At 54.9% G+C, this 15,306-nt stretch carries 14 protein-coding genes; 8 read left to right on the plus strand and 6 right to left on the minus strand.

What is annotated here, in order from left to right; translation table 11 throughout:
- Positions 1–252: 252 nt before the first annotated feature.
- The 4 genes from QO005_RS05945 to QO005_RS05960 form a co-directional block, all read right to left on the minus strand.
- The gene (locus QO005_RS05945) at positions 253–642 is read right to left on the minus strand and encodes a c-type cytochrome (protein WP_307157085.1); all 390 of its coding nucleotides are present in this window, start codon (positions 640–642) and stop codon (positions 253–255) included.
- Between the two features lie 468 nt (positions 643–1,110).
- Entirely contained in the window at positions 1,111–2,682 is a 1,572-nt protein-coding gene (locus tag QO005_RS05950) for a GMC family oxidoreductase (protein ID WP_307157086.1), read from the minus strand.
- A gap of 77 nt (positions 2,683–2,759) precedes the next feature.
- Positions 2,760–3,290, minus strand: a complete 531-nt coding sequence (locus tag QO005_RS05955) for a twin-arginine translocation signal domain-containing protein (RefSeq protein WP_307157087.1) — start codon at positions 3,288–3,290, stop codon at positions 2,760–2,762.
- A gap of 72 nt (positions 3,291–3,362) precedes the next feature.
- On the minus strand, positions 3,363–3,758 hold the full coding sequence (locus QO005_RS05960) for a VOC family protein (protein WP_307157088.1): 396 nt from the start codon (positions 3,756–3,758) through the stop codon (positions 3,363–3,365).
- Between the two features lie 195 nt (positions 3,759–3,953).
- On the opposite strand from QO005_RS05960, the gene QO005_RS05965 reads away from it, so the two are divergent.
- The 8 genes from QO005_RS05965 to QO005_RS06000 all read left to right on the plus strand — a co-directional run bounded on the left by QO005_RS05965 (position 3,954) and on the right by QO005_RS06000 (position 12,366).
- Positions 3,954–4,262 carry a ribbon-helix-helix domain-containing protein gene (locus QO005_RS05965; RefSeq protein WP_307157089.1) on the plus strand — a complete coding sequence of 103 codons (309 nt, stop codon included), beginning with the start codon at positions 3,954–3,956 and terminating at the stop codon, positions 4,260–4,262.
- A 252-nt stretch (positions 4,263–4,514) separates the two neighbouring features.
- The gene (locus QO005_RS05970; protein WP_307157090.1) at positions 4,515–5,717 is read left to right on the plus strand and encodes a glycosyltransferase family 4 protein; all 1,203 of its coding nucleotides are present in this window, start codon (positions 4,515–4,517) and stop codon (positions 5,715–5,717) included.
- The gene (locus tag QO005_RS05975) at positions 5,717–6,688 is read left to right on the plus strand and encodes a glycosyltransferase family 2 protein (protein WP_307157091.1); all 972 of its coding nucleotides are present in this window, start codon (positions 5,717–5,719) and stop codon (positions 6,686–6,688) included. The genes QO005_RS05970 and QO005_RS05975 overlap by 1 nt, the downstream gene beginning before the upstream one ends.
- Positions 6,689–7,804, plus strand: a complete 1,116-nt coding sequence (locus QO005_RS05980) for a hypothetical protein (RefSeq protein WP_307157092.1) — start codon at positions 6,689–6,691, stop codon at positions 7,802–7,804.
- A 200-nt stretch (positions 7,805–8,004) separates the two neighbouring features.
- Entirely contained in the window at positions 8,005–8,832 is an 828-nt protein-coding gene (locus QO005_RS05985) for a hypothetical protein (protein ID WP_307157093.1), read from the plus strand.
- 349 nt (positions 8,833–9,181) lie between these two features.
- Complete coding sequence (locus QO005_RS05990; protein WP_307157094.1) at positions 9,182–10,402, plus strand: KpsE/RkpR family capsule polysaccharide export protein; 1,221 nt, start codon at positions 9,182–9,184, stop codon at positions 10,400–10,402.
- Between the two features lie 2 nt (positions 10,403–10,404).
- Positions 10,405–11,058, plus strand: a complete 654-nt coding sequence (locus tag QO005_RS05995; RefSeq protein WP_307157095.1) for an ABC transporter ATP-binding protein — start codon at positions 10,405–10,407, stop codon at positions 11,056–11,058.
- An 18-nt stretch (positions 11,059–11,076) separates the two neighbouring features.
- Positions 11,077–12,366 carry a KpsE/RkpR family capsule polysaccharide export protein gene (locus tag QO005_RS06000; protein WP_307157096.1) on the plus strand — a complete coding sequence of 430 codons (1,290 nt, stop codon included), beginning with the start codon at positions 11,077–11,079 and terminating at the stop codon, positions 12,364–12,366.
- Positions 12,367–12,611: 245 nt separating this feature from the next.
- Here the strand turns inward: QO005_RS06000 and QO005_RS06005 are convergent, their stop codons facing one another.
- Positions 12,612–13,247: a hypothetical protein gene (locus QO005_RS06005; protein WP_307157097.1), complete on the minus strand. Its 636-nt coding sequence runs from the start codon at positions 13,245–13,247 to the stop codon at positions 12,612–12,614.
- A 970-nt stretch (positions 13,248–14,217) separates the two neighbouring features.
- Complete coding sequence (locus QO005_RS06010; RefSeq protein ID WP_307157098.1) at positions 14,218–14,991, minus strand: hypothetical protein; 774 nt, start codon at positions 14,989–14,991, stop codon at positions 14,218–14,220.
- Between the last annotated feature and the right edge of the window lie 315 nt (positions 14,992–15,306).

A 15,306-nucleotide genomic window follows, 5' to 3' on the forward strand; every position in this document is an offset into this window, starting at 1 on the left:
AGCCATGAGGTCCGACAAGACAGACACATCCTATGCCGCTATAATCAATCTATGTGCCGCACTCATCAACTCAAAATGAATGTCCACACGCCCTAGAGCATTTCCAGGAAAAGTGTCGTTGTGGTTTTCCATCCGGAAATGCATAGAGACAAAGATTTAGAGCGCCTCAGACACACAATACACCATTCGGGGCCCTTATTCTCATGGAGTTTTAAGCCCCGTTTTCTCTACCTGCCTCGATCGGAATGACGCTCACTGTCCTTGCTTGCTTTTCAGATAGGCGATCAGGTCGGCTACATCCTCGGGCTTTTTCAGGCCGGTAAAGCTCATGCGGTTGCCGGGGTGCAGTTTTTTCGGGTCGGTTACCCAGGCGGCAATGCTGGTTTCGTCCCAGACCGCGCCGTCTGTACCCGCCTGTTTAAGGGCCTCCGAATAGTTGGTGTAATCGCTGACAGAGGCCACCTTGCGGCCCAAAATGCCGGTGAGATGCGGGCCGATCTTGTTTTCCGGTTGATCGATGTTGTGGCAGGCCGCGCATTTCCTGAAGACGATTTCGCCCTTCGCCGCATCGCCATCGGCAAGCGCCAGGCTAGGGGCCATCAGAGTGGGCAAGGCAATCAGAGGGACCAATAGCAGTTTCATCGCGCTTATTGTCCTTTTCGAAGGGTATTAAAGCGCTTTTCGATCTGATGGAATCAGATCGGCGCTGTAACTCTTTATTTTGGGAGCATAATCTTGCCGATCCTCGTTTCATTCCGGTCGGATCATGCTCTAAAAAAGGTGACCGGTTGCCCGGTCACAGGTGGCGCGGGCTGTGTGAACCCGACCGCGCAGGAGGGCCCGGCCAGGGGCGACAAGGCCGGGCAATCCGGGTGTGCTCCAAGCTCTTGTGTTGACGCATTTCCGGACGGAAAACCGCGACGACACTTTTCTCGGGACAAGGCTCTAGTGGAATGAATTTGACATTTGATACCCATTTGCGGGGATCTCGATGATCAAATGTCAAATTCGGAAATTCCACTAGAATCATAAGGTTGCTAGTGGTTTTCATGATTGTGACATTTGCTCTCGAGGGTGCTGCACCGGGGTGCAAATGTCACAATCAAACCACTAGATCGACTTCGCCGCCATCTCCTTGGCGATATATTCCGATTGGCGGATGGCGAGAGAAACGATGGTCAGCGTCGGGTTTTCCGCGCCGCCTGTGGTGAACTGGCTGCCATCGGAGACGAACAGGTTCTTGATGTCGTGCGTCTGCCCCCATTTGTTCACCACGCCGTCGCGTGCCTTCTCGCTCATCCGGTTGGTGCCGAGATTGTGCGTGGATGGATAGGGCGGTGTGGGGAAGGAGCGCATGGCGCCAACGGAGGCGTAGAGCGCCTGGCCTTGCGCGTAAGCGTGGTTTCGCATGGCCACGTCATTGGCATGATCGGTGAACCAGACATCCGGGATCGGCATGCCGTATTTGTCTTTCAACTCCTTGTGCAGTTTCACGGCATTCTGCTCCTGCGGCATGTCCTCGCCGACAATCCACAGGCCCGCCATGTTGGGATAATCGTCGAGCGCCGAGGTAAACGACCGGCCCCAGCCGCCGGGATCGAGAAAGGCGGCCATGAAGGGCAGGCCGAGCGACAGGGTTTCCAGTTCATAGCCGCCAACGAAGCCGCGTGACGGATCATGCCGCGCTTCGTCGCGGATGACACCGGCCATGGTCGTGCCGCGATACATATGCACCGGCTTTTCGAACACGGCATAAACCGAGCCCGTGGTATGGCGCATATAGTTCTTGCCCACCTGGCCGGAGGAGTTGGCAAGACCCTGCGGGAACATCGAGGAATGCGAGTTTAAAAGCAGGCGCGGGCTTTCGATGGAATTGCCGGCCACGCAGACGATGCGCGCCTTCTGCTCCTGCACCTTGCCGTCCTTGTCGGCATAGACCACGCCGGTCACTTTGCCGGTCTTGTCATGCTCGATGCGCAGCACGTGCGATTGCGGACGCAGTTCCAGCTTGCCGGTTTCCTCGCCCTTCGGGATCTCCGTATAGAGCGTCGACCACTTCGCGCCCCATTTGCAGCCCTGGAAGCAGAAGCCGGTCTGCTGACAGCCCATGCGGCCATCGCGTTCCTTGGAGTTGATGGCCATGTGGCCGGTATTGCATTCCTTGTAGCCCAGCTTGTCGGCGCCTGCCTTGAACACCTTGAAATTGTTGTTGCCCGGCAGACCCTCGATACCATTCGTGCGGGTCACGCCCATCTTGTCTTCGGCGCGGGCGTAATAGGGCTCCAGATCGGCCAGCGTGATCGGCCAGTCGAGAAGATTGGCGCCCTTCACGTCGCCATAATGGGTGCGGGTCTTGAATTCATGCTCCTGGAAGCGCAGCGAGGCGCCTGCCCAGTGAGTGGTGGTGCCGCCGACCGCCTTGACGATCCAGGCGGGCAGATTGGGAAAGTCCTTGGAGACGCGCCAGCCGCCACCGGTGGTGCGGTGATCGAGCCAGGCGAGCTGGGCAAAGCTGTCCCACTCGTCATTGATGAAATCCTCGTGCTCGATCCGTGCGCCAGCCTCCAGCACGACTACATCGATACCCTTCTGGGCCAGTTCATTGGCAAGCGTGCCGCCACCGGCTCCCGAGCCGATGATGACGACGACGCTGTCGTCCTTCAGATCATAAGGTGCAGGCATGATATTCCTCCCGATAGCCCCTTCACCGCGCCGCATCAGCCCCGAACCCGCCTCCTCGCGGGCGTCGGGACCGATCCTCACAGCCATTCCAGATCGTTGAAACCACGATGGATGTAGCCGCCCTTGGAATAGGACTCGCCTTCATAACCGAAGATCGGCCAGATCTCCTTCTGGTTATAAAGGCTCACCACCAGATCACCGCGCACGGCCTGGAAGAAGGCGGATTTTTCGATATCGTGCAGGATGGCGACACGGTCTTTTTCCCAGCCGATGGCCGTATAGCCGCCGGGACCGGCGCGCTTGTTCAGGTCGGCGACGCCTTCCTCGACCAGTGTCTTGTGCTTGGGATCTTTCTGGGCCAGCTGGTCCTGGCCCTTGACGGCAATGGCGTAGAAACGGTCTGCCAGCCGGTCATGCGGGTAGATATCCCGGGCAAGCTTGATCAGCGTCGCCATGGTTTCCGGCTTCAGCGCCTGGGCTTCCACGGCCCAGGCGGCGTCGGGACAGATCACCGCCTGCCCCGAAACGATCAGGGCAGCACCCACGGTGCCGCGCTTCAAAACATCGCGGCGGGAAAGGCCGCGCTTGTCCTCATACAACGTCGCCATTCTTGTCCTCCTCCAGGCTGGATGGCGTTGATATGCTTATGTGTCCGCCGCCCCTCCTCGAGCGGCAAACCCCTACTTGTACCGGCCGTGGCGCTGCAAAACCTCGATCTTGTAGCCATCCGGATCGGTGATGAAGAAGAAGCGGGCGATGAGGCCGCCATCGCGATTGAAATCGACGATCTTGCCCGGGTTGAGGCCAGCCGCGTCGAGACGGGCATGTTCGGCCTCAAGATCGGAAACGGACACCGCGAAATGCCCGTACCCGTCGCCCAGCGCGTAGGGTTCGGTCCGCCCCTTGTTGACGGTCAATTCGACTTCGAACTCACTTTCGTCGTTGCTCATGTAGATGAGGGTAAAGGTCTCGAAATCGAGCCGGTCCGCCACGGAAAGGCCGAACGCCGTTTGATAGAATGCAACGGAGCGTGCCTCATCCAGCACGCGGATCATGGAATGAATAGCTTTTGCCAAATCGGACCTCCCTCAATTTTTAGGGAGAGTAACCGAGCCCCGGGTTTTGCGGGTAGCAGCCGATTACCGCATGGGAAAAATGTTCCCTCCTGCGGATGACCTTTGGTATCGTTCCGCATCGCAGGCGTCGAAGTGATTTGACGATGGCCGAGCTGGCGGACAGAGTAGCAAAATAATAAAAACGAGGAGGAAGCCATGTGTGAAATCTATGCCGGCCAGGATCCGGAGCGCTATCGGCCGATCAACCGTTCTGTCCGGATCGGCGGTCATTCCACCAGCATTCAGCTTGAGGCGGCCTTCTGGCTGCTGATCGATGAGATTGCCGAAAGGCAGGGCTATTCCACCGCCCGCTTTCTCTCGACGCTTTATGACGAGGCCCTGGAGATCAACGGCTCCATCTCCAATTTCAGTTCGCTCCTGCGCACAAGCTGTCTGATCTATTTGATCAACAAGGGCAAGGCCGCGCCAGAGCCTGCCCCCTTCAAGATCATGGCTGCCGAATGATCGGGCCGATGCCGGGATAGAAGAGAAGCCAAGGCGCGGTAGGCCCTGCAAGCGTATCCACGGCACCGTGCTCAAGAGCGCCAAAATGGGTGGCAGCCCGCAGCCATCCTGTCCGTGGCGCTTGGGATAGCCGCACCCTTGAAGCCGATTGTGAAGAGAAAAAACTTGAGCATCGGCCCGTTTCCTGATGAACAGGGCGCGTGGTGGCCAGCGATGGCCCTTGCGAACTGGCCAATTCGAGGAACTAAGCCTTTGCATCTGTCGTCCATTCCGCTTTACCTGTACCGGTTGATCAGAGGTGGTCGTGGCGGCTCACCCTTGCAGCGGCAGAGCAGTTACCTCAAGAAATTCGTGGCCTATCAGCCCGTTGGTGGGGAGCCGCCGGTTTCCACCCTTGACCGCAAGCGGCTGCGCATCACCTGGGTCATCCCTGACTTCAAGCCAGGCGCTGGCGGTCATATGACGATCTTCCGCATTGCCAGCTATCTGGAGCGCTTTGGCCATGATGTGCGATTCCTGATCCAGAACCCATCGGTGCACAAAAGCGGCGAAGAGGCGCGGGCGACCATCAATCAGCATTTTCAGCCCTTTTCCGGCCCCGTTGCCCTGTTTACGGGGGCAACGCCAGATGCCGAGGGTGATGCGCTGATCGCGACCGACCGCTTCACCTGCTATCCCGTCGATGCCATGCGCGGTTTTATCCGCAAGTTCTATTTCGTGCAGGATTATGAGCCTGCCTTCTATCCCTCCGGCACGGAAGCGCTTCTGACCGAGGCGACCTATCATTTTGATTTCGATTGCCTGTGTGCGGGGGAGTGGCTGCACCGGCGCATGTCCGAGCAGTATGGCCGCTGGTCCATGGCCTGGCCGCTGGCCTATGATGCGGCGGTATACCGGACAAACGGGCAGGAGATTGCCCGCAGCCGCAACCGTATCGCCGTCTATGCCCGTTACGTCACGCCGCGCCGCGCCGTGGAGCTGGCTTTCATGGCGTTGGAAATTCTGAAGAAACGCGGTCTGGATTTCGAGGTGGACTTCTTCGGCTGGGACATCGGCAAGCCCTCGGTCGATTTTCCCTACCGCAATCTCGGTATTCTGAAGGGGGAGCAACTGGCCGATCTCTATCGGCAGGCAACCCTCGGCGTGGTGTTCTCCGCCACCAATCATTCGCTGGTCAACAAGGAAATGATGGCTTGCGGCCTGCCCGTCATCGACCTTGACCTCGATACGGTGCGCACGATCTTCCCCGCCGACACGATGGCCTTTGCAAAGCCGACACCGGACGGAATTGCCGACACGCTGGAGGATCTTTTGCGACATCCTGAAAAGCGGCAGGCGCTGCAGCAACATGCGCTCGACTATGTCCAGCAGTTCTCCTGGGAAAAATCCGCCCGTCTGGTGGAAGCAGCACTGATCGAGCGGATCGATGCCACGCTTGCAAGGGGAGCCGCCTGATGGCGCGTTACAAGGCAGCCGTTGTCATTCCGGCCAAGAACGCCATGCAGGTCTTGCCGCAGGTGCTGGACAAGGTTCTGGCCCAGCGGACGGCCTGGCCCTTCGAGGTGATCGTCATCGATTCCGGCTCGCGGGATGGCACGAAGGAGTTCCTGCGCGCCGAAAGCCGCATCCGCCTGATCGAGATCGCGCCTGAAAGTTTTGGCCATGGCAGGACGCGCAATCAGGGTGTGGCGGCAGCCGATGCCGAATTCGTGGCCTTCCTGACCCATGATGCCGAACCGGTGGATGAGCACTGGCTGGCGAAGTTGGTGGAAGCCGCCGAACGGGATGAACGCATCGCCGGTGTCTTTGGCCGCCACATTGCCTATCCCTCTGCCTCGCCTTTTACACGGCAGGATCTGGACCAGCATTTTCGCGGGTTCCTCCAGCATCCGCTGGTGGTGCACAAGGCGCTCGATGCGGAGAAATATCAGCGCGACGAGGGCTGGCGGCAGTTCCTGCATTTCTATTCCGACAATAACTCTCTGCTTCGCAAAGCCGTCTGGGAGAAAATCCCGTACCCGGATGTGGAATTCGCCGAAGACCAGCTCTGGGCGCGCGCCGTGATCGAGGCCGGATATCATAAGGCCTATGCGCCGGACGCCGTCGTCTATCATTCGCATGATTACAGTTTCACCGAGCAATTGCGCCGCGCCTTCGACGAATCGCGCAATTTCACCAAATATTTTGGCTATCGCCTATCGCCCAATCCGCGTCAGGCCATCGCCGCCATGGGCAAGTTTACCTGGCAGGCCTTTCGCCAGAGGCTGGACCCGGCCTATGGTCCGGTCACCTTCACCGATCGCCTGTCAAGGGCGGCTCAGCGCATTGCCCTTGTCAGCGGCCATTGCCTCGGCGCCAACCACAGCAAGCTTCCACAGGGGCTGGCAGACAGACTTTCCCTTGATAACCGGCTTTTTAAGTCATAGATGAAATTTCAATGGGCAGTGCAGATTGCCATCTTTCTTTCTGAAAAGGTAAGCACGATGAATTTCTGCGTTTATCTGGACAACGGTCATGAAGTACATGGTTATTTTGTGCCGGACGGGTTCTCCAAGCAGCCTAAAATCCATGTTCGCGTGAATGGCGAAGATAAAATAACTGAAATAAACTGCTGGATATATCTAGAAGGTGCCAAAGCGCAAGGAGCCCATGAAACGGGAAACGTCGCTTTCGTTTTGTCGAAGGACAATGTTCCGGGTATAGATTTGGCCGATGATCTCGAGATAATCGATCCTGATAGCGGACTTGTGTTTTATCGACGGGACAAGTTCGGAAAATATATTCCAAAGAAGGTATTTCGGCTGGAGACGTCCTATGTACCCCAAATGGAAATAGATCTAAGTCTAAAGCCTTATTTTCAGTTTTTTGAGCATAGGGTGGAAAATTATGGCTTCGAAACAGTAAGGCAGATGCTGGAGATAATTCATCAGCCATCAGTATACGTTTCTGGCAGGGTTTTGCTGAAAAATTACTTGCTTTATATAGATTACAATATAGATACTACATTAATTTCGCTGAGGGATCCATTTTATGAGCTTGCAACAAGGCTAATTATATTCAGTCGCTTTAAAAAGCACCGTTTCCGGTTTGTGACCGAAAGAGACAAGACCTTGTTTCTTCCCGTTATAGAATGGTTTTCTGATGTCGATATACAAGATGAAGGCTCCATCAGAAAGAAAATACGCTCCGCTCCCAAGGATACGCTGAGCCTGCTGTCATCGCCGTTCACTCATCAACTCATTGCGTCATCACCTTCCGATGTTGCGAGGCTGGATGATGTTTCGAGGGCGTTGGACAGGCTTTCACAATTTACGCTTTTTGACGCGGGACGATATGAGTCAGGGTATGCCGATAATATTGCGGAGCTTTTAAACATTCCCGTTGGCACGATCAAAATAAAACCCCAATTGGAGCCTGTGCATCAGCTGGCCGATATCCTGAGAAGTATAAGCACGGTCGAGCATATTCTGGAGGCTGATTTGATCTTGTATCACTTTATTCAGAAGGCGGAACACAAGGCTTTTTCCAACCAGGAGGGCTAATTCAAGTATTTCTTGAAGACCCCAGAGCGGCGTTCTATCTTAAAGTGCGCAAAAACAAGAAGTTAAAGCTTTTTGGTGCTCCCATAGACACTGAAATGCTTTAGAGAGATCAAAAGTTGTAGGATTTTCAAATGCTTGCGCGTTATGCGCGTAGCAACGGCTGAAAATCTCCAGCATGATCGTTGGCAAGAGTGTTGCAAATGTTTTCAATCGGGAAATCCAGCGTAGGACCATATAACGCTATTCACATGCATAATCCGATTCGAAATTATGATTTAGGCTCTTTGCGAGACATTATTGCTAACGACTTAAACCCCTTATCGGAAAAAATCGGCTGCGTAGAGTTCCCGGCATCTGGTAACGAGAAAGATGTACTTATTATATTTGGAGGTAATTTAGAAAGATTTAGCATGTTGAGTGTCGCGCGACATGCGAAATGTAGAATAATATATTTTCAAGATGCGGAATCGTTTTGGTATGGTGGTTCCAGTCTTTTGCCATCTGTCTTTGATATTGGCATGGGGCTCTTGGAGTTTTTGCCAAAATCGCGTCCAATTATATTTGGGCAGTCATCTGGAGGGTATGCGGCGTTAATTGTCAGCGGAATGCTTAAGTTTTCCGTTGCTGTTTCATGCTCTCCGCAAACCTTTGCTGATAAGTCTTTGAAGGAAAACATACGATTTTCTTCCACTTTAAATGTTCAGTATACTCCGGATTATCTTGTCGATGTCGCAGATTTTCTTCGACATCGGACTGAAAATAAAATCATAGAGATATTTGTAAGCGCGAGCGAGCTAAACAATCCGTATACTTCGCATTTCTGGGGTGATTGGTTGCATGCTTCGAGATTACTAGGGATTCCTAACTTAAATATAAATATTGCGGAGAGTTCGAATCACGCCATAGTCTGGAGAAGAAGCGATTTATTTGCTGAACTCATTTCCGACATCATGAACGGTAAAGGCGAAGAAAATTTGCAAATTTCTGTCCGTAAATGCCTCTCCGGTATTGCTGAAAGTTTACCTTAATGCTCTTTGCTAAAAAATAAGGTCTGACCGGATGGAGTCTAAAATTTTCTGCCTACGGATTTCTGAGGAGAATTCGTAATTAAATTTTCCTGACCATTCTCCATTTTTGTTTCCGAATTCTGATTTAAATTTTGTGGGGCCTTGATCGGTCCTGCCGACTGTGTGAGCGGCCTGATATCCAGAGATGAAAGGATGCTTGTCTGCCTCCTTATCGCCACATCGGCAATTGATAGGGTTGTTTGCCTTGTGCCTGGTAGGAGCAGGGGCTTGAGGATCAATGAGATGGTATGGTTTCCAAGCTTGAGCCGATACGGTAAAATCCAGGATGAAGGCGCGGCAGGATGAGTTCATGACGGTGGAAGTTGGGTATCCCGTAAAGAAGCTGAGGGCGGTGACTGATGGCGCCCGTCGCAAACCGTCGATTGGCATGGAAGGCCAGCGGTTTTCGGAGCGTTTCGGGAGATTTTTTACCAAGCGGAACTCTCTGATCGTCTGTGTTCTTATTCCGAGCCTGCTGGCCGCGCTCTATTATTTCCTCATCGCCAGCGGTCAATATGTCACGGAAACCCGTATGGTGGTCCGTACCATTGGGGTCAGTGAGCGTTTCGATACGTCCGAAGTGCGCTCCGGCCGCTCCATCGTCGGCGGTGATTCGCTGACGCAGGATTCCTACATCGTCGCCAATTATCTCAGATCGCCGCAGATTGTCGACAAACTCGACCGCGAGATGGATCTGAAGAGCTTCTTCATCAAGGACGATATCGATTTTCTGTCGCGCCTCTCCGACGGACGCGAGGCCAGTTTCGAGGAATTGACGAAATATTGGAACGAGCACGTCGATACCTATGTCGATGGCCCCTCCGGTATCATCATCTTCACCGTGCGCGCCTTTTCGCCGGAAGATTCCATGCGCATTTCCAAGGCGGCGCTTGATGCCGCCAATCAGATGATCGACAAGATCTCGGAGAAAGCAAAGACGGATCTGGTGGCGCGCGCGCAAAGCGAAATGCAGGCGAGCCTGGAAAACTACCAGAAGGCGCTGGGTGATCTTCGGGACTATCAGAACCGGACCGGCATTCTCGATCCGACCTCCTCGGCCAAGATGGTCTCGGCCATTATTGCAAAGCTGACCGAGGAAAAGCTCAAGCTGACGGTCGATCTCAATTCCCTGAAGGCGGCCAAGGCTGACGATACGGCACGCGGGCGGGAATTGCGTCGCTCCATCCAGGCTCTGGACGACCAGATCGATCAGCAGCAGAACAGCCTTGCGGGGAAGAAGGACGATACGGGCGAGCAGCTTTCCAGCAGCATGATCGAATTTTCCCGGCTGGAAACCCGCCGCATCGTCACGCAAGCGCTGTATGAAGCGACTGCGCGCAATCTCGATACGGCGCAATCGACGGCCTTGAAGCGGACAACCTTCATTTCGGTGTTTTCGGCTTCGCATCTGCCGGAAAAGGCAAAATATCCGGAGCGCTTTTCCGAGTGGCTGGTGCTGACGGCTGGTCTCTTCACGCTGTGGATGACGGCAACCCTGGTCTGGATGTCCATCGAGGATCATCGGGTCTGATCATGATCACGCTGGAAAACGTCACCAAATATTACAAAACCGCGGCCCACCGCCGCTATATTCTGCGCAATCAGTCGGTACATTTCGCGTCAGGCCGGTCCTACGGCCTGCTTGGGGTGAACGGCGCTGGAAAATCGACGACCATGCGTCTGATTTCCGGGGCCGAAATGCCGAACAAAGGCAAGATCCACCGCAATGTGCGCGTGTCCTGGCCGTTGGGTTTTGCCAATGGTCTGAACACGATGCTGAGCGGCAAGGAAAACCTGAAATTCGTGGCCCGCGCCTATGGCGAGGATTTCCACCGCGTGCTGCGCTTCGTGGCGGAATTTGCAGAAATCGGCAGCTATCTCAATGAGCCGCTTCGCACCTACTCTTCCGGGATGATGGCGCGTTTTGCCTTTGGCCTGTCCATGGCCATTGAATTCGAGTGCTATCTGGTGGATGAAATCACCGCAGTAGGGGATTCGAACTTCCAGCGCCGCTGTCGCGAGGCCTTCAGGGCGCGGCGCGAGAAATCGGACGTCATCATGATTTCTCATGACATGGATACCATCAAGGACTATTGCGACATGGTGATGGTGCTGATCGATGGACACATGGTGCAATTCGACAATGTCGAGGAAGGCATTGCCACTTATATGCGCCTTAACCGCTAAACACCCGGTGGAAAGCTCTTGTCAGAAGAAACGGTAACGGAAGAAAAGCAGCTGCTGCACACGGAACCTCCTCCCGAGGCGGGTGGTGTGCTGGCGCGCAGCCAGAAAATGGCTGCGGCGCTGAGTTCCTATGCGCGTGCGCTGACCTTCGAAAACCGCAGCCGCCGAAACCTCTATCGTCTTGCGGGGCTGGCGCCGAAAGCCCGTGACCGCGTTTTTGCCTGGCTGCTGGGTAGCATTATCGGCCTGACTTTCGTGCTGCCCATGCTGGCAAGCGTCCTCTATTACACGATGATCGCCAGCCCCGGTTACGAATCGGAAGTGCGGTTCATCGTGCGCTCCTCGGTGCCCTTCCTGTCGCGTGACCGCTATTCCAGCGATAGCGTGGAACCGAAGGCGAAGCTGGTGCAGGACACGGCCATCCTGCTGAATTACCTGGACAGCCCGGCGATCATCCAGGATCTGCAAAAGCATGTTGACCTCAAGGAGATTTTCGGACGGTCCGGCATCGATCATCTGTCCCGGTTGCGGGAGGACTCGACCCAGGACGACCTGCTGAAATACTGGAAGAAGCATCATTCCGCTTCCGTCAACCCGAAGAGTGGCATCGTCGAGCTGGAGGTGACAGCGTTTTCACCCTCCGAGGCGCGGGACATTCTCGCACTTGTGCTCAAGCTCTGCGAGCAGCAGGTCAACAATCTGAACTCCGGTATGTGGAACGATCTCCTGGCCTCGACCCAGAGGGACGTCGATAACGCCACCAAGGAAGTGGCTGATCTGCGGGCCAAGCTGCGGGATACCCAGAACCAGACGGGCGTCTTCGATGTCAATATGTCCGCCCAGAGCATTATCGGCGTCTTGACGAAGGTTGAAGGCAGCATTGCCGAACTGCAAAGCCGCCGCGCCGCGCTTGCCCGCAGTGTCGGGCCTGATTCGCCGCAATTGGGCGATATTGACCGGCGTCTGGCAGGGCTGCAGGAACAGGCCAAATCGCTTCGCGCACAAACCGCCGGGGCCAATGGCAAGACCGGCAATCTCGCGGATTATTCCGGTGTTTTCGACCAGTTGAAGCTGGACCTGAAAATGGCGGAAAGCAAGCTTCAATCGGCGATTGGGGACCTGGAAAAGGTCAAGCTCGTCAGTTCGCTGCAACTGGTCTATGTCGATAATTTCACCGACCCGACCATGCCGGAAAAGAACAAATATCCCAACGTGCCACTGGCCCTGTTTCTCAACCTGCTGATTTTTGCCGCCATTTGCGGGACCGGCTGCGGGATCGTGCTGCTGATCCGCAAGAAACTGGACTGAAAACGCCCCGCTGACCTCGACGATGTTGCTACCTCCCCGGCGCATTCGCTGGAACGATGACCGGCGCGGTTCCGGGGCTGGGTTAACGCATGTCGCGTTTAACGCATAAATCCTTAAATCCTAATCGATTTAAGGATAAAATTATGCAGCAGATGGAAAGTGCTTCAGCGAACCTTTGTGCGCCCTATATGGCGCACGGCGCTGTCGTTGAGGATCACTACAGCTTTGCCTGCGGCTTGAGCCCATCACATGGGTGGTGCAACGCCATTGGTGCCGACAACGACACGGCTGGATGTCATGCTTCCATCATCGGCCATTTCGGCCACGACGAAGACGGGAGCCCCCGCTTTCAGATCCGCTTGGGTGGCCGGAGCGAAGGTCACCACAGGAGTGCCCTTGGGGATGGCTATGGTTTTTTCGCCGCCTTTATAGGACAGCGTCAGCGTTGGCCCGTCGCCGGTCGTGCTGACCGATTTGACCGCATTGGCAACCGTGGCATTGGTCATGGTGCTGCCGGGCTGCAGATCCCAAGGCCGGCTGCCTTCGCCGGTGCCTTTCATGGCTGCGGGAAAGATCACCACTTCCAGCGCATTGTTTCCACCATTGGCGCTCTGGGCCGAGGCGATGCCGACAAAATCGCCGGGCTTGATCGAGTCGGCCGAGGCTTTGGCGACGCTGGAAATCTTCCAGCCCTCCGAAAGCTTGACCTTGGCAGTCTCGCCTTCCCGCGTCTTGACGGTGAGTTGCGTGCCCTCGAATGTCTCTACAGTGCCCCGCAGCCGCATCGCTTCCGCTGCCTCGGCAGGTTGAACGCAGGAAACAAGGCCAATGCTCAGAACTGCGCCTGCAAGAGACGTAAAATATGCGAGTCGTCCGGTCATGGGGTGCCCTAACTCTTTGTGTTAAATTCTTTTCAGAGCATACACGGGTTCACCGGCTATGCTCTAAGCTCTTGTTTTTACGCATTTCCGGACGGAAAACCGCAATGGCACTTTTCCTGGAAAATCGCCTTCCGTTTTCGACGCTTTCCATCCTCCGATGCAATGGGCTCCCGGCCGACTGCATCGCCTATGCAGATTTGTCCGCCGCGTGCTGGGTTTCAAGCCCGCAGATCAGCGGGACACGAACAGTTGAAAGGCTCGTTTGCTGGTGGCGACCCCGCCATGCAGGGATCATCTCGCGCGATGGCTTAAAAGGGAAACAATGGCGATCAGTCTCATGGAAACGCTTGATCGCCTGTCAAGATTGTTTGGGAGGTCCGCGTCTTCTGAATAGAACGGAACCAGCTTCAAACTGAAAATAACTGGACACCGTTAAGCCGCCCTTCTGGGCAGGCAATGCGAGTTAACTCCCGACATTGACGAGATCGCGGTACGCTAGGGAATTAAAAAGATTTTTTTTTGGCTGGGGAACCTGGATTCTCACATAATTTCAAAGGCTTAGTGGAAAAACCTTGAAAGTCCCTATGTTTTCCCATCGCGAGCGACCGTGGATGCCACCTTTGTGCCCTAGCTTTGGGCATCAGTCAACAGGAGGGCGCGCGGCAATAATTTCCGCTTTCGGACCGTAAGTTTGCGGTGAGGCGGCCATGAACCGCCCGGCAGCTTTGCGCCCTTGTGTAGGGCAGACAGGACTTCGCCGCGTTTGCCTAAAGCAGCGTCGTCTGAGCACGACTGTCGTCCACAGTACGTCGCTAAACAGGCTTCTCCTAGTACGACTCGGGTGGTCCGGGCGCATCACCGCAACCGCAATTGCCGATGCATCGGCTGCGTCATTCTTCTGGCGCTTAATGAACGATTTAATGCAAATCCGCGTCGAACCGCACATCGTGGCCAATGTGCCGCTGTACTCTCAGCGCAAATCAGTACGCTCGTCCACCTGATTTCGCATGACGGGTTCACTGTTGAGATAACTCAGAAGAGTAAGTGCGTCCTGGATGTACGAAACTTGCCTTTTAACTATAAAATCCTTTAGGAGGCATACAAATTTTTCCTCAAGAAGCTGAAGGATGGGCGAATAAGTCCGCGCGACTTTTGCATCTGTTGCCATTTGAAGCCCAACGCGCACCGTCTCGATCTCGCTGATCCGTTCTCTCAGCGCTTGAGCGCAACTCGTACTCGTCGTCGAAAGACTGTCGGTCAAAGTCAGGCCTGCGGTGGCATGCCAAAGCGCTTCTCCATATTGCTCGAACCAAAGCTTCTCGAACGATATGTGCAACCCGTCTTCAGGAGCATGTGCCAGAAAATGGCGTGACGATCTCAGCGACCATCCCATAGATTTCATTCGCTGAAGCCAAAAATAATCTTCATTATACCAAGGAAGAAAAGGAGGTAGGCTCGCCGCGTTTGTAGGGGCATAAAGGAATGCACCCGATATTCCGCCTGGTGCAACATGAGGAACTTGATTGCGCTCCAAGCTTGCGAGCAATGGTCCCGCTGGCCTCTTTGACAGCAATAGTATGTGCGCAAGTAAGGAAAGATCCTGCCGGCCCACGTAGCCGCAACCGAGCACGGTTTTATCATGTCGTTTTATCAACATTGCTTCCTGCAGAACGCTTGACCCTTCTGGCGTCAGCGTAATTCCTTGATAGAGGCATGGCGTGAAGGAGATGTCGTCATCGAACATAAAGGTTGCGTCGTGGTCGATTGACGTCTCAGAGAGAAACTGCAGTCCTTCAGTCCTTGTTCGGCCAGGACCACGGCTGCCAACAAAAGGCCTGTCGACAACAAGGTGTTTGATCCTGATCTGCGGATGTGATGTGCTTAGTGACTGGACGACCTCGGTGTTACCGCTCGGATCGATACTGTCGTCCGCTACGACAATGCAAGAGATTTGCAACTCGGCTTTCGTCGCCGCGTCAAGGAAACTCGATAGGGCTCTATACAGAATAGTAGGACGGTTCGCGGTAGTGAACCGCACCGGGTTTGCCGGAGGCTCCAA

Source organism: Allorhizobium paknamense (assembly GCF_030815125.1).
Lineage (GTDB): Bacteria > Pseudomonadota > Alphaproteobacteria > Rhizobiales > Rhizobiaceae > Allorhizobium > Allorhizobium paknamense.

Coding starts and splice junctions, on each gene's coding strand:
- QO005_RS05945 (WP_307157085.1), bottom strand. CDS start 642: ATGAAACTGCTATTGGTCCCTCTGATTGCCTTGCCCACTCTGATGGCC.
- QO005_RS05950 (WP_307157086.1), bottom strand. CDS start 2,682: ATGCCTGCACCTTATGATCTGAAGGACGACAGCGTCGTCGTCATCATC.
- QO005_RS05955 (WP_307157087.1), bottom strand. CDS start 3,290: ATGGCGACGTTGTATGAGGACAAGCGCGGCCTTTCCCGCCGCGATGTT.
- QO005_RS05965 (WP_307157089.1), top strand. CDS start 3,954: ATGTGTGAAATCTATGCCGGCCAGGATCCGGAGCGCTATCGGCCGATC.
- QO005_RS05975 (WP_307157091.1), top strand. CDS start 5,717: ATGGCGCGTTACAAGGCAGCCGTTGTCATTCCGGCCAAGAACGCCATG.
- QO005_RS05980 (WP_307157092.1), top strand. CDS start 6,689: ATGAAATTTCAATGGGCAGTGCAGATTGCCATCTTTCTTTCTGAAAAG.
- QO005_RS05985 (WP_307157093.1), top strand. CDS start 8,005: ATGTTTTCAATCGGGAAATCCAGCGTAGGACCATATAACGCTATTCAC.
- QO005_RS05990 (WP_307157094.1), top strand. CDS start 9,182: ATGACGGTGGAAGTTGGGTATCCCGTAAAGAAGCTGAGGGCGGTGACT.
- QO005_RS05995 (WP_307157095.1), top strand. CDS start 10,405: ATGATCACGCTGGAAAACGTCACCAAATATTACAAAACCGCGGCCCAC.
- QO005_RS06005 (WP_307157097.1), bottom strand. CDS start 13,247: ATGACCGGACGACTCGCATATTTTACGTCTCTTGCAGGCGCAGTTCTG.
- QO005_RS06010 (WP_307157098.1), bottom strand. CDS start 14,991: ATGTTCGATGACGACATCTCCTTCACGCCATGCCTCTATCAAGGAATT.